This is a genomic window from Terriglobia bacterium (genome assembly GCA_020073205.1).
In the GTDB taxonomy this organism is placed as follows: domain Bacteria; phylum Acidobacteriota; class Polarisedimenticolia; order Polarisedimenticolales; family JAIQFR01; genus JAIQFR01.
The window spans coordinates 1-18042 of record JAIQFR010000015.1; the positions used below are offsets into that span (position 1 = coordinate 1).

The 18042-nt window shown below is 68.7% G+C and carries 13 protein-coding genes; 6 read left to right on the top strand and 7 right to left on the bottom strand.

What is annotated here, in order from left to right; all coding sequences use genetic code 11:
- Positions 1-100: 100 nt before the first annotated feature.
- A complete protein-coding gene (locus LAO51_05050; protein ID MBZ5638111.1) occupies positions 101-2092 on the bottom strand; it encodes a serine/threonine-protein kinase in 1992 nt (663 codons plus the stop codon).
- Positions 2093-2518: 426 nt separating this feature from the next.
- On the opposite strand from LAO51_05050, the gene LAO51_05055 reads away from it, so the two are divergent.
- From LAO51_05055 to LAO51_05065, 3 genes are all read left to right on the top strand, one after another.
- The gene (locus LAO51_05055) at positions 2519-3904 is read left to right on the top strand and encodes an alpha/beta fold hydrolase (GenBank protein MBZ5638112.1); all 1386 of its coding nucleotides are present in this window, start codon (positions 2519-2521) and stop codon (positions 3902-3904) included.
- A 328-nt stretch (positions 3905-4232) separates the two neighbouring features.
- On the top strand, positions 4233-5213 hold the full coding sequence (locus LAO51_05060) for an aldo/keto reductase (GenBank protein MBZ5638113.1): 981 nt from the start codon (positions 4233-4235) through the stop codon (positions 5211-5213).
- Positions 5214-5326: 113 nt separating this feature from the next.
- Positions 5327-6541: an MFS transporter gene (locus LAO51_05065; protein ID MBZ5638114.1), complete on the top strand. Its 1215-nt coding sequence runs from the start codon at positions 5327-5329 to the stop codon at positions 6539-6541.
- A 4-nt stretch (positions 6542-6545) separates the two neighbouring features.
- Here LAO51_05065 and LAO51_05070 read toward each other — a convergent pair whose 3' ends face one another.
- Complete coding sequence (locus LAO51_05070) at positions 6546-7979, bottom strand: FAD-binding oxidoreductase (GenBank protein MBZ5638115.1); 1434 nt, start codon at positions 7977-7979, stop codon at positions 6546-6548.
- A gap of 247 nt (positions 7980-8226) precedes the next feature.
- Between LAO51_05070 and LAO51_05075 the strand changes: the two genes are divergently transcribed.
- Positions 8227-11559, top strand: coding sequence for a PDZ domain-containing protein (locus tag LAO51_05075; protein ID MBZ5638116.1), 3333 nt, complete (start codon positions 8227-8229; stop codon positions 11557-11559).
- A 43-nt stretch (positions 11560-11602) separates the two neighbouring features.
- On the opposite strand, the gene LAO51_05080 is transcribed toward LAO51_05075, so the two are convergent.
- Genes LAO51_05080 through LAO51_05090 form a run of 3 tightly spaced genes read right to left on the bottom strand, consistent with a single transcriptional unit; the run spans position 11603 to position 14789 of the window.
- A complete protein-coding gene (locus LAO51_05080) occupies positions 11603-12442 on the bottom strand; it encodes a transporter (GenBank protein MBZ5638117.1) in 840 nt (279 codons plus the stop codon).
- 17 nt (positions 12443-12459) lie between these two features.
- Positions 12460-14430 carry a tetratricopeptide repeat protein gene (locus tag LAO51_05085; GenBank protein ID MBZ5638118.1) on the bottom strand — a complete coding sequence of 657 codons (1971 nt, stop codon included), beginning with the start codon at positions 14428-14430 and terminating at the stop codon, positions 12460-12462.
- Positions 14400-14789, bottom strand: a complete 390-nt coding sequence (locus LAO51_05090; protein ID MBZ5638119.1) for a hypothetical protein — start codon at positions 14787-14789, stop codon at positions 14400-14402. The genes LAO51_05085 and LAO51_05090 overlap by 31 nt, the downstream gene beginning before the upstream one ends.
- Before the next feature lie 83 nt (positions 14790-14872).
- On the opposite strand from LAO51_05090, the gene LAO51_05095 reads away from it, so the two are divergent.
- Entirely contained in the window at positions 14873-15961 is a 1089-nt protein-coding gene (locus tag LAO51_05095) for a fatty acid desaturase (GenBank protein MBZ5638120.1), read from the top strand.
- A 39-nt stretch (positions 15962-16000) separates the two neighbouring features.
- Here the strand turns inward: LAO51_05095 and LAO51_05100 are convergent, their stop codons facing one another.
- Entirely contained in the window at positions 16001-16465 is a 465-nt protein-coding gene (locus LAO51_05100) for a YaiI/YqxD family protein (protein ID MBZ5638121.1), read from the bottom strand.
- A gap of 108 nt (positions 16466-16573) precedes the next feature.
- Here LAO51_05100 and LAO51_05105 point away from each other — a divergent pair, with 108 nt between their 5' ends.
- The gene (locus LAO51_05105; GenBank protein ID MBZ5638122.1) at positions 16574-17479 is read left to right on the top strand and encodes an ROK family protein; all 906 of its coding nucleotides are present in this window, start codon (positions 16574-16576) and stop codon (positions 17477-17479) included.
- 1 nt (position 17480) lies between these two features.
- Here the strand turns inward: LAO51_05105 and LAO51_05110 are convergent, their stop codons facing one another.
- On the bottom strand, positions 17481-17990 hold the full coding sequence (locus LAO51_05110) for a bacterioferritin (protein ID MBZ5638123.1): 510 nt from the start codon (positions 17988-17990) through the stop codon (positions 17481-17483).
- Between the last annotated feature and the right edge of the window lie 52 nt (positions 17991-18042).

Here is an 18042-nt window from a genome sequence, read left to right on the forward strand (position 1 = left end):
GTCGCGGTTGACGCTGGTGATGACCACATACCTGAGTTGCATCGACGCCGCCATGCGGGCCACGTTGGCCGGCTCTTCCGGATCCAGGCGCATGTCGCGTTTAGCGGGAATGGCTGTGGTCCGGGCCGAGGGCCTTTTCGTAGATGGCCAGGGACCGCTTGCAAAGCGGCTCGGCTTCCGCGTACTTGCCTTCCTCACAGTAGAGAGTCGCCAGATTGTTCAGGCTCACGGCCACATCGGGATGATCCTGGCCAAGCGTCTTCTCGCGGATCGCCAACGACCTCGTGTAGAGCGGCTCCGCCTCGGTCAACCGGCCTTCGTCACAGTAGAGATTCGCCAGGTTAACCAGGGGTGCGGCCAGGCCGGGGTAGTACGAGCCCAGGGCCTTTTCGTAGATGGCCGCGGACCGCTGGAAGAGCGGCTCGGCCTTCTCCTTCTGGCCTTGGCTCGAGTAGATGCTCGCCAGGCCATTCAGACTTCGAGCCACATCGGGATGCTCCGGGCCGAGGGCCTTCTCCCAGATGTCCAGGGACCGCTTGGCGAGCGGCACGGCCTCCGCGTACTTACCCTCGTTCCAGTAGACAAGCGCCAAGTTATTCAGGCTCTTGGCCACATCGGGATGGTCCGGGCCGAGGGTCTTCTCCCAGATCTCCAAGGATCGCTTGTAGAGCGACTCGGCCTCTGCGTACTTGCCCTCGAACCAGTGAAGAGAAGCCAGATTATTCAGGCTTTCAGCCACATCGGGATGGTTCGGGCCGAGAGCCTTTTCCTGGACACCGAGCGCGAACGAGAGCAGGGGTTCTGCGTCGTTGTAAAGACCCAGCTCCGTATAGACCGTTCCCATCGTGCTCATCAGCCGGGCCTGCACGAGCGGCTGGCCTTTGAGTTCCGTCGCGACCTTCTTGGCCCCTTTGTCCAGGATTTCGCGGGCGGTGACCGTCTTTCCCCTGGTTTCGCCGGGGTCGGACACATTGAAGATGCTCGTGAGAAAATCCGACACCTGCTTGGCCATCTCTGCTTCCTCGCGCGCGCGCTTCTCTGCACGCCCCGCTCGGATGGACTGTACGGCCATGGCGAGGCTGAAAACCATCAGAGCGGTTGCCGCGACGGACAACAAGATCTTCTTCCTGCGCCGAAGCGGCTTCTCTCGGATCCAAGTCAGTTTCTGAACGGTGTCTTCCGCGGAAGGGCGGGCGCCCGGGGCCAAGGACTTCAGCCTGTTGATCAGCGCTTGCAAATCTGGATCCAGAACGCTGACCGGCGACGCTTCGCGAGCCCTGCTTCTTTCAACCCGGGTTTCCACGTCGGATTCCGTCTCCACCGGAGCTTTCTCCGTGAAGAGCTCCTGAAGGAGTAGGCCGAAGGAATACATGTCGCTCGCCGGCGTCACCGGCTCCCCCCGCGCCTGCTCCGGGCTCATGTAGCCCAATGTTCCCAGGATGCTTCCCGCGGTCGTGAGGCCGCTGTCGGATCCCGAGTCGGGCACTGCAGGTTCGATCTCCGTGACGGCCTCGGCGACGTTGGGCCCTTGGTCCGATCCTGTCCTCGCGGAGATCGCCTCGGAAGAAGGACTGCGTGGTGTCAGGGCAGGTTCCTCGCCCAGCTGCCGCGAAAGGCCAAAGTCCAGGACCTTGACCTGATCCTCCTGGGTGAGCATGACGTTGTCGGGCTTCAAGTCCCGATGGATCACACCCTTCCCGTGGGCGGCAACCAACACGCTCGCAATTTGCTCCGCGATCCGCAGCTTCAATCCGTCCGGGAGCCCCTTCCTGATGGCCTTGGACAGGTTCCTGCCGTCAATCAACTCCAGGACAAGGAAGTCGCCTTCCTTCCCTTCGAGGTAGTCGAAGATCTGGCAGATGTTGGGGTGCCCCAACTGAGAGAGAACCCGCGCCTCACGCAGGAAGCGGTTGCGGGCTTGTTCGTCAAGTTGACGTTCGAGCCGGATGCTCTTGAGCGCTACCTTGCGCTGAAGCTTCTCGTCGTACGCAGCGTAGACCGCACCCATTCCGCCCGAGCCGATGTGTTCCACGACTTGGTAACGCCCGAATGAGGTGCCGGACGGTCCTTCCGCTTGTTTGTGTTCAATCATCTCTCAAACCAGCTCTGCGTCTCCTGCCACCTCTCGGGGGATAGGAGGTTCAAGCTGCAGATCCGAGAATTACGTCCTGGAAGGCCAGCTTGTGTCACCCTGCCGTCCTGCGGTGAAGCCACCTCCCAACAGCATTCTCCTCCACGTGCGGGAAGTGGACCACATCTCGGGAGGGAACCGTCGACCTTGGTTCCGCCCACGCACACCTCCAGAAGGGTCGCAGGGTAATGCTCGCGCCTTGGATGAAGGCTGATTGGCCAAATTGTGCCCAATTCCGAGCCTCCCACGAGACGTGATCTCTCGACGTGGCGCCGGGATATCGGAGCGTCAGCGGGCCACCGGTGCAACTTCGAGGCGTCTTCGCGCGTTTCTAATGCAGGGAGGAACACTGGGGTCGCGTCCCCCGTCCCTCAGGAGTGACTCGATATGATCGCGATCGTGGTGACTTGGTTCGCGCTTGCTGTCTCGGTGGTCACTTTGCCGGCACAGGGCCCACCGCATCCCTCCAAACCGACCGCGCCGATCGCCGCCACCGACGGCGGGAGGATCGCGGGCTGGTATGAATCGTCCCCGACCGGAAAAGTGCTCGTCGTCTGGGGTCCGACGGGCGGATATCGGCTCCTCGACTTCGACGGCGTTCATTTCCATCGTCTGGAGGCCACGGGGCCCGATCGGTACCGAACCGTCGGGTCCGGCAGTTGGGAGAACGCGTCGATCACCGTCGAGCGCGATCGTGAGGGTCGGAGCCTCGCTCTCGGTCTCTCCGTCAACGGCGCTCCGCCGACGCGCATGCCCCGGGCGAGGGAATCTCCGTTCGACATGGAGGAGGTGCGCTACCGCAACGGCGCGACCGAGCTCGCGGGGCTCCTCATGATCCCGCGGGTCCGGAAGCTCGTGGGGAAGACGGGCGGAACCCTGCGTGAGGTTCCACTTGCGCTGCCGGGAGCCGTGTTCATCCAAGGTTCGGGAGACAGCGACCGCGACAACGTGTGGGCCTTCACCTTCGCGCAGCACCTGGCGCGCGCCGGCGTGGTAACGCTTTTCCCTGACAAGCGTGGGTCGGGTGCGTCGGGCGGCGATTGGCGGGCCGCGAGCCTCGAGGACCTTGGCGACGACGCCCTGGCCGCCGTTTCGTTGCTTCGTGGAGACCGCCGGGTCGACCCATCGCGCGTCGGTCTCGTGGGCCTGAGCCAAGGGGGAGTCGTGGCGCCGCTCGCCGCGGTGCGCTCGAAGGACGTGGCGTACGTCGTGGCCGTGTCGGCGGGCGCCGTCACCCTTTACGATCAAATGCGCCATGAGATGGTCCAGGATCTGAGACGTGAGGGCGTGCCGGCGGATGGCATCAGCGCAATCGCCGCCGTAGGGGAGCTGGCGACCGCTTACGCTCGGACCTCGACCGACTCGACGTGGGCGACCTACGCCGCCGCCCTCGCAGCGCTCAAGGAAGGGCCTTGGGCGCCTGCCGCGGCGGAACTGCCGGGGTCTCGAGACGACTGGCATTGGTCTTGGTGGCGAAAGGTCGGCGACGTCGATCCCCTGTGGGCGTGGCGTCGTCTGGAAAGGCCCGCGCTGGCGGTTTTCGGTGAGTTGGACGAGACCGACAACGTACCGATGAAGGAGAGCGTGCGCCGGTTGCGAGATGCGTTGGAGCCGGAGAAGAACCCGCGCATCGCTATCCGGGTCTTTCCCGGTGTCGGACACACCCTGGCGGACGCGAAGCGCGGTTGGGTGAGTAGAGAGATCTTGTCGTACCTGAGCGAATGGGTGCTCGATGCGGTCGGTGGGATCAACCCGACCGTACGAAGCGACTGACCTGGAGCACTTCGGACATGGGGTGACGGGTGACGTGCGCCGTTCCAAGCCTACTTGTCGACGATCTGCCGAATTGAACCCAACGCCGAATACAAGCGACTCACTCGCTGCCGCTTGGACCTCGACCGGCACGCCCTGCGACGTCCCGCGCCGCCGGACGACCTCGCCGGCTCCGTGCGCTTCTTCCGCACCGAGCGGTCGCGCTTCGTGACGGGCACGTACTTGCCCGTGTGCGGCGGCACGCAGATGAGTTGACGGCTGCCCTCATCCTCCGCGTGTTACTCTGAACGATCCTGGGTGCCGTACGGCCGGGAAAGAGGGTCGAGGCATGAAGCAGCGCCGGTTGGGATCGCAGGGGCTCGTCGTCTCCGAGATGGGGCTCGGCTGCATGGGCATGAGCGAGTTCTACGGCCCGCAAGACGACGGGGAGTCGATCGCGACCATCCACCGCGCCCTTGAGCTCGGGGTGACGTTCCTCGACACCGCCGACATCTACGGGCCGTTCACCAACGAGGTCCTCGTCGGGCGCGCGATCCGCAACCGCCGCGACCGCGTGGTGCTGGCCACCAAGTTCGGCAACGAGCGAACCCCCGACGGCGATTGGATCGGCGTGAACGGCAGGCCCGAGTACGTGCAGCGTTGCTGCGACGCGTCCCTTACGCGCCTCGGTGTCGAATTCATCGACCTCTACTACCAGCACCGGGTGGACACCCGGGTGCCGATCGAGGACACGGTGGGCGCCATGGCCGAGCTGGTGCGCCGGGGAAAGGTACGCTATCTCGGCCTCTCCGAAGCCGCGCCCGCCACGATCCGGCGCGCCCACGCCGTGCATCCGATCACGGCACTGCAGACCGAATACTCCCTCTGGACTCGCGATCCCGAGGCGGAGATCCTCCCCACGGTGCGCGAGCTCGGGATCGGGTTCGTCGCGTACAGTCCGCTGGGCCGCGCGTTCCTCACTGGAAAGGTGGAGGGGCCCGACTCTTTCGCCGAGGACGATCGCAGGCGGAGCTGGCCGCGCTTCACGGGAGAGAATCTGCGGCGCAACCTCGACCTGATCGCGCCGATCGAAGCGCTCGCCCGCGAGAAGCGGGTCACCACGGCCCAGGTCGCTCTGGCTTGGGTGCTGGCGAAGGGAGCGGACATCGTTCCGATCCCCGGCACGAAGCGCCGAGCGTACCTCGACGAGAACGCGGCCGCCGCCGCTGTGGACTTGACGGCAGATGACGTGCGGCGGCTCGATGCCGCGATCCCGCCCGGCGCCGCGGCCGGGAATCGGTATCCGGACATGGGCACGGTCAACCGCTGAGACCGGGAGCCCCACGAGCGGGAGTTCCCCCGGGATCCGTCACGCGCGAGGACCGCTCGAAGCGAGCGCTCGGTCGAACTCCGTGTTCGATTCCGCCCACGTATACTAACCAGATGGTCGCCAAGAGGAGGAACGTCGGCCTGCTGTTGGTCGCCGAGCTGCTCGCGATGGGGCTGTGGTTCTCGGCCTCGGCAGTGGTGCCGCAGCTGACGCGGGAGTGGCGTCTCGACGGCGGCGAGCCGTCGTGGCTAACCATGAGCGTCCAGGCGGGATTCGTGGTCGGCGCGCTGGTGAGCGCGTGGCTCAACCTGTCGGACCGGATCCGCGCGGAGCGGCTGCTCGCCGCGAGCGCCCTTCTCGGTGCGGCCGCGAACGCCGGGATCGTGGCCGGCGGCGGCTTCCGCGAGGCTCTGGTCCTCCGCTTCCTCACCGGAGTGTGCCTGGCGGGGGTCTACCCACCGGGGATGAAGCTGATCGCCAGCTGGACGTCGCGCGATCGCGGTCTCGGGATCGGGCTTCTCGTCGGCGCGCTCACCGTCGGGTCCGCGTCGCCTCACCTCATCAACGGGCTCCCGATCTTCGGAGGAGGCATCGGTCCTCCGCCGTGGCGACCGGTCGTCCTGACCGCGTCGGCCCTCGCGCTCGTGGCGGCGCTCGTCACCTGGCGGTGGGTGCGCGGCGGGCCGATGCTCCCCTCGACGAGCCGGTTCGACTGGCGTTACGCGCTGTCCGCGCTCGGATCCCGGCCGAGCCGGCTCGCCAACCTCGGCTATCTCGGCCACATGTGGGAGCTGTACGCGATGTGGACCTGGGCTCCGCTTCTGCTCCTCGAGAGCTTCCGTCGCGCCGGCGCGAGCGTCGTGAGCGCCAAGGTCGCCGGCTTCGCCACGATCGCGGCCGGGGCGCTCGGAAGCGCTCTGGCGGGCCTCCTCGCCGACCGATGGGGGCGCACGGTCGTGGCGTCCGCGAGCCTCGCGATGTCGGGGACTTGCTGCCTGATCGTCGGATTCGCCTTCCGCTCCCCCGCGGTCCTCACGGCCGTGTGTCTCCTGTGGGGATTCGCGGTGGTCGCCGACAGCGCGCAGTTCTCCGCCGCGGTCAGCGAGCTGGCGGACCCGTCGCACGTCGGGACCGCGCTCACCGTCCAGACCTGCCTCGGGTTCCTGCTCACGCTCCTGACGATCCGCCTGGTCCCGCTCGCCGTCTCCCGGATCGGCTGGAGGTGGGCGTTCGCGCTCCTCGCCCCAGGTCCGGCCTGCGGCATCGCGGCGATGCTGCGCCTCAGAGGCCTCCCGGACGCGACGCGGATGGCCTCGGGCCGGAGGTAGCCCGTTACGCGGGCACGCTCGGGGCGATGTTCTGGTTCATCCGGAGCAGATTCCTCGGATCGTACTTGGCCTTGACCTTGGCGAGCCTGTCGTAGTTCGGGCCGTAGGCTCCCGAGCGGACACGCTGCACCTCGTCGTCCGGCATGAAGTTGACGTAGACGCCCCCCGTCGCGAACGGCGCGGCGGCGTCGTAGAGCGCCCGCGCCCACGCGATGCACGCCTTGTCCTGCGATGGATCGCTCCAGCGCGTGTGGACGTTCATCACGAAGTTGACGTTCCGGTGCGGGTAGGCCGTGGCCCCGGCGGGGACCCGGTTGATCGCGCCGCCGAGGTTCCCGACGAAGATCTCGCACTGGGGCGATGGGAGACGGCCGATGCCGTCCAGGAGCACGTCGATCAGGCCGTCCTCGAGGTCGACGAAATCGTGCGACTTCCAGTAGTTGCGCTCGCCGGGGGTGAGCAGCGGGTCGAAGGCCGTCTGCCATCCCGCGAACGGATGGGGCCCCACGACGTCCGCGATCGGCTTCCCGATCGCCTTGAACGGCGCCGCGGCCTTCTCGCCCGAGGCGAGGTCGCCGGCGTGACAGAGGGCGAGGACGAGGACCTCCTTGCCGTGGACCTCTTGCGGGAGGAAGGGAAGGGGCGGCGCCTTCCGCATCACCACCCAGCAGCTCAGCTCGTCCGGCGCCCGGGCGACGAAGCGGCGGTACTCGAGGAGCACCTGTCTCGCGCTCGCCCACGGGTGAACGATGAGCCCGGCGATGACCTGGGGGCCGACAGGGTGGAGCCTGAACTTGAACGAGGTCACGACACCGAAGTTCCCGCCTCCGCCGCGGATCGCCCAGAAGAGATCGGGATGGTCCGTGTCGTTCGTGTGAACCAGCTCTCCCGCGGCAGTCACCACGTCGGCTGACAGGAGGTTGTCGACCGTCAGCCCGTACTTGCGACTGAGCCAGCCGAATCCTCCGCCGAGAGTCAGTCCGGCGACTCCAGTCGTCGAGTTGATCCCCACCGGTGTCGCGAGACCGAAGGCCTGGGTCTCCTTGTCGAGATCGGCCAGCCTGGCGCCCGGCCCGACGCGGGCGGTGCGCTCGGTGGGATTGACCCGAACCGAGTCCATCCGCGACAGGTCGAGCATCAACCCGGCATCGCAAACGGCGTTCCCCGCGATGTTGTGCCCACCGCCCCGGACGGAGAGCAGCAGGCCGTGTTTCGCGGCCAGCCGGACGGTCTGGATCACGTCGCTCGCCCCGGCCGCGCGCACGACCGCCGCAGGGTGCTTGTCGATCATCGCGTTCCAGAGCGTCCTCGCCTCGTCGTACCCTGGATCCCCCGGTAAGCACAGGCGACCTCGGAGCTCGCCGCGGAACGCGTCGAGCGCGTCGGTCGAAAGTGCCATCGTCTTGCCGTCGATCGTCTGGATGACGAGTCCCGCCATCACCCACCTCCTATGCCACGCGCCAATACATCCCCCCATCGGAGGGTGTCCGGTCGCGGTTCCCAGTATGTTTTCCGGCTCCGAATCGTCACCGATCATATGGTCGTTCACGAAAGAGGGGTAATCGCATCTCGGCGGGCGCATCCGCCCTGTCCCGGACACCTCACCCCGCGCTCCCCTTGGCCTTTGCCGCCGCCTGTGCCATGTTACGTCTCTCTATTCCCGACTTACGGAGGATCTCGCCCCCATGTGGACCCCTCGGCCGGTATTCCGCCTCGTCCCGCGCGCGACGATCGTCGCCGCGTTCCCCATTCTCGCCCTCCTGTGGTCCCTCGACGCCGCGCCCGGCGTTCTCGCCGCGGCGCCGATGAGGCTCGCCACGCAGCCGGACATTCACGGCGACCTGATCGTCTTCGTCCACGCGGAGGACATCTGGACCGTCCCGGCGAGCGGCGGCGTCGCGAAGCGGATCACGTTCCACGAGGGGGAGGAGCGATACCCCAAATTCTCCCCCGACGGGAAGCGGATCGCGTTCACCGCGGACTACGACGGCAACACCGACGTCTACGTGATGAACACCGAGGGGGGGGACATCACGCGGGTCACCTACCACCCGGGGAAGGACGAGGTCGTAGGCTGGCACCCGACGAACGGGAAGATCCTGTTCCGCTCGGGGCGCGACGCGTACAGCCGCTTCACCCGGCTCTACCTGATCGCGCCCGACGGCTCGGGGCTCGAGGCGCTCCCGCTCCCGGAGGCCGGCTGGGGCAGCTACTCCCCGGACGGCTCCGAGATCGCGTACACCCGCGTCGCCACCGAGGACAGGACCTGGAAGCGATACCGCGGCGGGCTGGCCCCGGACCTCTACCTCTACGATTTCCGCACCGGCGTCGATCGACGCCTGACCGACGCGCGTGGGACCGAGCGCTTCCCGATGTGGATGGGCGACACGATCTACTTCGAGGCCGACCCGGACGGCGTCCTGAACTTGTTCTCCCTCGACCCCGGCACCGGCCAGCAGAAGCAGCTCACCCGCTTCACCGACTACGACGCCGGGCGGCCGTCCGACGGCACCGGCAAGATCGTGTACGACCGCGCGGGCGGGCTCGAGGTCTTCGACCCGGTCACGGGACAGTCGAAGTCGGTCTCCTTCGAGATCCTGGCGGACTCCCCGGAGGCGCGCCCCTACGTCAAGAACGTCAAGGACTGGATCACCCACATCGGGCTCTCCCCGGACGGGAACCGCGCGCTCGTGGTGGCCCGGGGCGACGTCTTCACCGTTCCTCGCGAGAAGGGGGCGGTCCGCAACCTCTCGCGCGACCCCGGCTCCCGCGACAAGGACGCGGCCTGGTCGCCGGACGGCAAGTGGATCGCGTTCTTCTCCGACCGCAGCGGCGAGTACGAGATCTGGCTCACCGACCCGATGGGAAAGGACAAGCCGGTCCGGCTCACGACGCACCGCGACGGGTATCGCTTCGCCCTGCGCTGGTCCCCCGACTCGAAGCGGCTCGCCTTCACCGACCAGACGCTGACGCTCTCGTACATCGACCTGGACACCAAGGCGATCACGAAGGTGGACAAGGCGGACGACGAGGCCATGGACTTGGGCCAAGACGCCAAGCCGATCTTCGACGACGCCTGGTCGCCCGACGGCCGGTTCCTCGCGTACACCAAGATGGGCTCCGACCTCGTGAACCGGATCTGGATCTACGCCGTCGAGACCCGGGAAGCGAAGCCGGTGACCGCGGGCCCGCTCGACGCCTTCGGCCCGGTGTTCTCCGAGGACGGGCAGCGGCTCTTCTTCGTGAGCAACCGCCGGTTCGACCCGACGTACAGCGACATGGACTTCGAGCTGGTCTACAAGAAGGTCGCGGGGCTCTACGCCCTGTCCCTTCGCGCGGGCTCACCGGCGCTCCTGCCCCCCAAGACCGGCGACGAGCCCCGGAAGCCCAAGTGGAGGGAGAAGTCTCGATACGAGGCCGAGAAGGGGGAGGAGCCGAAGTCGAAGGAGCCGCCGCCGAAGACGATCGTGGAGTTCGGCGGGATCGAAGGACGCATCGAGCCGTTGCCGCTCCCCCGTGGCAACTACCGCAACCTCGGCGTCGGGCGAGGCTCGCTGTACTTCCTCGACGCGGACGAGGGAGATTTCAACCGGTTCGACATCCGCGAGCCGGAGGCCCGCAAGCTCGTGGCCTTCGACCTCGACGAGCGGAAGACCCGCACCGTCCTCGAGGCGGTGGACGACTACGCCCTCTCCCCCGACGGGAAGGAGCTGGTCTGGCGCAAGGGGAGCGACATCGGGATCGTGGACACCGACGACGACAAGGCCAAGGCCGAGCCGCTCGACCTCGCGGGCCTGACGATGACCGTCGATCCGCGCGCGGAGTGGAAGCAGATCTACCGCGAGGTCTGGCGCACGGAGCGCGACTACTACTACGACCCCGGGATGCACGGCCTCGACTGGGCCGCGATCGGCAAGAAGTACGAGCCGCTGATCGAGGCGGCGGAGAGCCGGGCCGAGGTGAGGTGGGTCATCGGCGAGCTGATCGGGGAGCTGTCGACGTCCCACACGTACGTTTACGGCGGCGACCGGCACCGCAAGCCCGAGACGATCCCGGTCGGGATGCTCGGCGCCGATTGGGCCGCCGATGCCGCGACCGGCCGTTACCGGATCCTGCGCATCCTCCGCGTCCCCGACTGGGCGAAAGGCGCGGTCCCGCCGCTGGCGGCACCCGGCGTCGATGCCCGGGAAGGCGATCTCCTCGTCGCGGTGGACGGCCGGGAGGTCACGACCGCGAAGGAGGTCTACGCGGCGTTCGAGGGGCTGGCGGACAAGCCGGTGAGGCTCACGCTGGCTTCCGGCGCCAAGGCGACCGACGCTCGCGACGTCGTGGTGGTCCCGTCGCCCGACGAGTCCAGGTTCCGGTACCTCGACTGGGTCGAGCGCAACCTCGAGACCGTCGAGGCGGCCTCGGGCGGCAAGGTCGGCTACCTGCACCTCCCCGACACCTTCACCGGCTCGGCGGAGATGTTCCCGCTCTACTGGTATGGGCAGACGCGGAAGGAAGGGCTGATCGTGGACGGGCGCTACAACGCCGGCGGGCTCGACCCCGATCCGTTCCTCGATCGGATCAACAGCCCGATCCTCTACTACTGGACGCGCCGCTACTCGCACGACTACGCGTCCCCGCTGGTGGCGACGCGGGCGCACAAGGCGATGCTCACGAACCGGCAGGCCGGCTCCGGCGGCGATCAGCTCCCGTCGGAGTTCCAGCTCAAGAAGATGGGGCCGCTGATCGGCACGCGCACCTGGGGCGGCCTCGTCGGGATCTCGATGTTCACGCCGCTGGTGGACGGCGGCGCCATCACGGCCCCCGATTACCGCGTCTACACGACCGAAGGGAAATGGGTGATCGAGAACGAGGGGGTGACGCCCGACATCACGGTCGACCTCGATCCCGCCGAGATGGCGAAGGGATACGACGCGCAGCTCATGAAAGCGGTGGACTACCTGATGAAGAAGATCGCCGAGGAGCCCCGCCCGGCGCCCGCCCGGCCGCCGTTCCCGACGACAAGGTAGCCGAACTCGCCCGGTGGGGGGCCGCCGACCTTGTCCGACCCGTTCAGCGTCGTTTCAGGGGATGCTCGAAGCTGAGGTAGAGGAAGACCTGTCGCTCCCCCGAGCTCGGGCCGACACCCAGCGGCACGGCGACGCCCGGGACGATCTGGAGGCCGGCGGCGGTGTCGAACGCCCACCGCAGGCCCGGGTTCACGAAGGCGCTGCTCGCTATCGCTGTCCGGCCGGGACCCGTGACGAACTCGGCCCGAGCCCAGACGGTTTCGAGCAGGACGTTGAGCCTCGGTCGCGCGAGCCATACAACGCTGGCGCCGGCGTTGACGGCCGTGGCTCGGGCTTCGTCGCCGGACGGGCTCCTGGCGTTGGGGAGCCAGGTTCCCCCGAGGTTCCAGTGCGTGACGAACCGACGCGCGACGACGATGCTCGCCGGAACGGCGACCTGCAGTCCCCGGCTGCCGGATCCCAGAGCCTGCGCCTCGTCGCCGGTCGGGAGGATCAACGACAGCCGTGGGGCGACGGCAACGCGCGCGGCGCCGTCGCCGACGGCCTGGTAGCGATAGTTCAGAGCGACGTCACCCAGGCCATGGCGCCGCCTCGCGTCGGTGCTCACCCCGAGGACGGGCAGCGTGGCGCTGATCTGGTGGACCTGCCCTCCGGCGGGCCATTCCTCGGTGAACGTGTAAACCCACGAGCCGTCTCCGTGCGACCGAGCGTACGAGCTGATGTGCTGGATGACGCCGGGCTCCTGATTGTACGCCTCCTCGACGAGGAAGCTGTTGTCCTGGATGGGCGACTCCGTGGAAGCCCCGGCGTGGACCTGCGACGCCATCACGACCGCGGCCACCCACGGGGCGGCGCTCGAGGTGCGACGCCTGGAGGGGGCCATCGTGCGGAGGAATCCCGTCACGGCGAGCCTCCCGCCATCCTCCGCGCGCGCTCGAGGTTCAGCCTCGCTCCCTCGTTGGACGGATCGGCCCGGAGCGCGGCCTCGAGGTGCGCGATGGCTTCCGGGTAGCGTCCCTCTTTCGCCAGGACCACCCCGAGATTCCGGTGCGCCGCGGCGTCACCGGGTGCGATGCGCAGGGCGTCGCGGAACTGCGCTTCGGCCTCCGCCGCGTCCCGCCGCGCGAGGAGAAGCACGCCGAGGCTCACGCGGAGCTCCGCGTCGCCCGGGAGCAGGAGCACCGCCTGCCGGAGTCGCGCGACGGCCTCCTCCTCGCGGCCCAATCGGGCGAGCGCCGTTCCGAGGAGCTTCAGCGCGTTTCCGTCGTCCGGGTCCGCTTCCACAGCGTTCCGCAGCTTCGCGGCGCCTTCCTCGACGCTCCCCTCCAGGACCAGCGCCGAGCCGAGACGGGCCACGAGCTTCGGGTCTCCGGGGCGCAATCGGACGGCTTCGCGGTACTGCGCGAGCGACTCGTCCCGCCGCCCCGAGAGAGCCAGCGCCGCGCCAAAGTTCACGTGAGCCTCCGGGTACTCCGGCATGATCCTCACCGCCTCCTCGAAGTGGGCCAGCGCCTCCCGCACCTGTCCCGCTCCGAGCAGCTCGAACCCCAGCCCGTCGTGAGCCGCCGCGCTCCCGGGGCTCACCGCGATCGCGTGGGTGAAGAGCTCCCGGGTGCCCTTCCAGTATCCGACCTGAACGAATGCGGCGGCCATCAGGGCGACCGCCATCGCGGCGGCCCCCGCCGCGACGGCGAGCCGCCGCGCTCGCGACGTGGCGACCTTCCCCAGGAGATCCGCGCCTCCCCACACCAGCATGATCAACGGTCCAACGAGAGGGAGGTACGTGTAGCGGTCGGCCCGTGGCTGGATTCCGACTTGGACCAGCCCGATGACGGGACCGAGGCTCACGAGGTACCAGACCCAGCCGGTCAGCAGGTACGGGCGGCTCCGCGCCTGCCGTAAGACGAGAGCGGAAATTGCGAGAAGGAACGCGGCGGACGCCACGGCCATTGGAACGGAGGGCCCGGAGGGCGCGTAGGGATAGGAGGCCGCGAGGCCCGACGGCCAGAACGTCTTGCCGAGGTACCACGCGCACGAGACGATCGCGTTCGCGACGCGGGCGCCCATGGGGATCGACTCGAGACTCACGACGGCGCGCTCGTGGGCTTGGGCCCAGATCGTGGTCGCGCCGGCCGCCACCGACAACGCGACGAGGGGAAGCTTCTCCAGGACCAGGGTGCTCGAGCCGCTCGCGCCCCGGCTCGCCCCGCGCCGGAATCGACCGAGAGGCCAGTAGTCCATCAGGAGCAGCAGCACCGGGACCGACACGAGCATCGGCTTCGCCGTGAGGCCCAGCGCGAGCGCCCCGCCGACGAGGCTGTAGCGCCCCAAGCCGGGGCGCTCGGCGTACCGCCGGTAGGCCACGAGGGCCAGAAGGCCGAAGAGCGCGCAGAGGACGTCCTTCCGCTCCGAGACCCAAGCCACCGACTCCACGTGGAGCGGGTGGATTGCGAACAGCCCCGCGACGACCGCGGCGCGCCGCACGAGGCCGGTCGAGGCGGCGAGCAGATGGAACAGGAGCAGGGTATTCCCGGCGTGGAGCAGCAGGTTCGTCAGGTGGAAGACGGCCGGCGACCGACCGCCGATCGCCGCGTCGACCATCAGCGAGAGCCATGTGAGCGGGTGCCAGTTCCCCAGCGCCGTGGTCTTGAGCGCCCAGGCGACCCCGTCGAGCGTCAGGCCGTTCAGCACGTGCGGGTTCTGCGCGACGTACCCGGCGTCGTCGAGCGCCACGAAGCCGAACGCGGCCGATCGCAGGTACACGACACCGATCGCCGCGACGAGGGCGCACTGGAGCAGCGCCTTCTCTCCCCGGATTGCCCCGTTGCCGCGCCGGACCCCTACTTGCAGTCGCAGGGCAGGATCCCGCACTTCATGTACTGCGACCGGACCGCGGGGACGTCGATCAGCTTCTGGACGCTCTCCGGATTCGACATCGATTGCCCGAGCCTCTCCAGCCAGGCGTCGACCGACGGCGGATCGAACGTGGCCGCCGTCGAGACCAGCGTCCCCTCGATCCCTCCGAGGTCGCAGCCGATCGTGCAGGTCGAGAACGTGCCCGCCGCGATCTTGGTCCGGGCCAGATCGAGGCTCTTCAGGAAGTCGGGCTCGAAAGCGGCACCGCGGCCGGCCATCTCGAAGTACCACGCGGCGAGCACCGCCCACCGTAGCCCGTATCTCTGCAACACGGTGAATTCCGCCCCTTCCCTGCGCTGGGTATCGGCTTCCATCGAAGTGCCCTCCTGTTTCCATTATCTCACTTCTTGACTTCGGACAAGCTTCACGACGATGGCGCGCGCTATCGTGGGCGTCGATGAAGCGGATCAACTGGCCGACGGCGGTCTTCCTGCTCGCGACGCCGATCGCCGCGGTCGCGGCGGTGTCGGCGCTCCTGGCTCTCCGGGGATTCCGGCTCGCCGATCTCGTTCTCCTCGTCGTCTTCGCCGCCGCGACCGGACTGAGCGTCACGGCCGGCTATCACCGGCTGTTCGCGCACCGCGCGTACGACGCGATCGCCCCGGTCCGCATCGCGTTCCTCCTCGTCGGCGCCGGCGCCTTCCAGCAGTCGGTCCTCGACTGGTCCGCGGACCACAGGCGGCACCACAAGAACGTCGACGACGAGGCGGACCCGTACAACATCAACCGCGGGTTCCTCTGGGCGCACATCGGCTGGCTTCTCGTCGCCGACACGACTGCCCGCGAGTTCTCCAACGTGCCCGACCTCCTCGCCGACCGCTGGGTGGTCCTGCAGCACCGCTTCTACCTGCCGCTGGCGCTCCTGATGGGATTCGGGGCTCCTCTCGCCGCGGGGTACGCGCTGGGATCGCCCTGGGGCGGGATCGTCTGGGGCGGCCTCGTCCGGGTCGTCGTCGTGCACCACGCGACGTTCTTCGTGAACTCGCTCGCGCACACCCTGGGCCGGCGGCCGTACACGACCGCCACCTCCGCCCGCGACAGCTTCGTGACCGCGCTCCTCACCTTCGGCGAGGGGTATCACAACTTCCACCACCGGTTCGCCGCCGATTACCGGAACGGGGTGCGAACGGGTCAGTACGACCCGACCAAGTGGCTCATCCGCCTCCTCGCCGCGATCCGCCTCGCGTGGAATCTGAAGACCGTGCCCCGCGAGAGGATCGTCGCGGCGGAAGTCGAGTGCGCGCGCGAGCGGCTGACGGTCAGGCTCCGCGGCCACGCGGAACGGATATCGAGCGGCCTCCTGGAGCGGTTCGGCGAGATGTCGGCCGCGCTCCACCGCGCGAGCCTCAGGCTCGCCGAGCTCGAGCGCGCCCGAGCCCGGCGCGCGGAGATCCGCGCCGCCCGGCGCGAGCTTCGGCGGTTCCGGCGCGAATGGCGGGCGATGGTCGCGGCGCTCGAGCAGGAAGCCCGAGTGCTTCCGGCGTAGGTGCCGGGCTGTCGGCTCGCGGAACCGCGGCGCCGACGTTCAGCGGCGGACCGCCTTGCCGAGCCTGACCGCGACGACGGCCTCGTCGAGGCGGGAGAGGAATCGAGACCGGTCGGCGGGGACGAAGGGCGCCGGCCCGCCGGTGACCTCCCCCATCTGCCGCAGGTGCTCCATCAGCTCGCGGCTCGCCAGGGCGTCACCGATCGACGCCTCGGTGAAGAAGTGCCCGTTGGGGGCAACGACGCGCGCGCCGCGCTTCAGGCACCGGTCGGCCAGCGGAATGTCGGCGGTGACCGCGATATCCTCCTCCAGGATGTGCTCGGCGATCCAGTCGTCCGCCGCCCCGAATCCCCTCTTCACCCTGACCGGCTCGACCCGGCTCCGCGACGGGACGCGGATCGGGACGTGGGAGACCACGAGCACCCGGAGCCCGTACCGCTCCGCGACCCTGTAGACCTCGTCCTTGACCGGGCAGCCGTCGCCGTCGACGTAGATGTCCAGCACGCGGCATTCCCTCGCCGATCCCTGCCCGTCGGAGTAGCCGCCGGGCGCGGCCGCGCTCGACGGCGGCAGCCTCTGGTAGAGTACGTCCCTTCCCGGGGGAGGTCCACCGTGCGCATCGGGGTCGATCTCGGGGGCACCAAGATCGAAGCGATCGCCCTGACCGGGGAGGGAGCCGTGTTCGATCGGAAGAGGGTGCCGACGCCCAGGGACGATTACCACGCGACGCTCCGGGCGATCGCCGCCCTCGTGGGTTCGCTCGAGGAAGAGATCGGCGAGCGAGCCACGGTGGGGATCGGAACACCGGGGGCGATCTCCCCGGCGACCGGGCGGATGAAGAACGCCAACTCCGTCTGGCTCAACGGCCGGCCGCTCGCGGAGGATCTCGCGAAGCGGCTCGACCGGCCGATCCGGATCGCGAACGACGCCGACTGCTTCGCGCTCTCCGAGGCCCGGGACGGCGCCGGCTCGGGGGCGAGGCTCGTTTTCGGGGTGATCCTCGGCACCGGCGTCGGGGGCGGGATCGTGGCGGACGGGCGGATCGTGACGGGGCCGAACGCGATCGGCGGGGAGTGGGGCCACAATCCCCTCCCGTGGCCTGCGTCCGGTGAGTGGCCCGGGCCCTCCTGCTACTGCGGACGGACCGGCTGCATCGAGCGTTTCCTCTCGGGTCCCGGGCTGGCCCTCGACTACCAGGAGGCGACGGGCGACGCGGTCGAGCCGCCGGGGATCGTGGCGCGCTCCGAGGCGGGGGACGCAGCGGCCGACGCGGCCCTCGTCCGCTACGAGGAGCGCCTGGCACGCGGGCTCGCCTCGGTGATCAACGTGCTCGACCCGGACGTGATCGTTCTCGGCGGTGGCCTGTCGAACCTCAAGCGCCTCTATCGCGGCGTCCCGGAGCGCTGGGCGAGCTGGGTGTTCTCCGACCGGGTCGACACCCGGCTCGTCCCCCCCGCCCACGGCGACTCGAGCGGAGTGCGCGGCGCAGCCTGCCTCTGGCCCGCGAGCCGCGGCTAGCTCAGGCCGCTCCGGCTCCAGCGGGCGGTGCGCCGCCCTCGCCCGGACCGGCGAACGACTGCAGCGCGAGGTAGTTCTCGCCGAACTTCTTGATGTGCGCGAGCTGCTTGTCGTACTGGTCGAAGTGCCGCTCCTCGTCGCCCACGAGACGCTCGAAAAGCTGCTTCGACGCCGAGTCCTGGATCGCGCCGCACTCCGTCGCCGCCTGGTTGTAGAACGCGGCGCTCGCCTGCTCCATCTCGGCCGCCTTGAGCAGCATCTTCTGCGGGTCGTCGATCTTCTCGACCTCCCCCGCCGCGACCAGCTCCACCTCCCCCTTCAGGAACAGGATCCGCTCGGCGAGGAGCTCGATGTGCATCATCTCCTCGATCGCGGTCCGCTTGAACAGCGCGGCCAGGGGGCCGAGCCCCTGGTCGTCGAGGTGGAAGTGGAAGTACATGTACTGGTGGACCGCCTGGAGCTCGTCCGCCGCCGCCCGGTTCAACAGGTCGATGCTCTTCTTGCGGTGCATGTCGGATCTCCTCGATCTCGATCCCGCGCCGCCGGACTCGGCGCCGCAGGTC

Bases quoted from the DNA above. Each gene is read 5' to 3' on its own strand.
- LAO51_05075 (MBZ5638116.1), top strand. From the start codon at position 8,227: ATGTGGACCCCTCGGCCGGTATTCCGCCTCGTCCCGCGCGCGACGATC.
- LAO51_05095 (MBZ5638120.1), top strand. From the start codon at position 14,873: ATGAAGCGGATCAACTGGCCGACGGCGGTCTTCCTGCTCGCGACGCCG.
- LAO51_05110 (MBZ5638123.1), bottom strand. From the start codon at position 17,990: ATGCACCGCAAGAAGAGCATCGACCTGTTGAACCGGGCGGCGGCGGAC.
- LAO51_05090 (MBZ5638119.1), bottom strand. From the start codon at position 14,789: ATGGAAGCCGATACCCAGCGCAGGGAAGGGGCGGAATTCACCGTGTTG.
- LAO51_05070 (MBZ5638115.1), bottom strand. From the start codon at position 7,979: ATGGCGGGACTCGTCATCCAGACGATCGACGGCAAGACGATGGCACTT.
- LAO51_05055 (MBZ5638112.1), top strand. From the start codon at position 2,519: ATGATCGCGATCGTGGTGACTTGGTTCGCGCTTGCTGTCTCGGTGGTC.
- LAO51_05065 (MBZ5638114.1), top strand. From the start codon at position 5,327: ATGGTCGCCAAGAGGAGGAACGTCGGCCTGCTGTTGGTCGCCGAGCTG.
- LAO51_05060 (MBZ5638113.1), top strand. From the start codon at position 4,233: ATGAAGCAGCGCCGGTTGGGATCGCAGGGGCTCGTCGTCTCCGAGATG.
- LAO51_05050 (MBZ5638111.1), bottom strand. From the start codon at position 2,092: ATGATTGAACACAAACAAGCGGAAGGACCGTCCGGCACCTCATTCGGG.
- LAO51_05080 (MBZ5638117.1), bottom strand. From the start codon at position 12,442: ATGGCCCCCTCCAGGCGTCGCACCTCGAGCGCCGCCCCGTGGGTGGCC.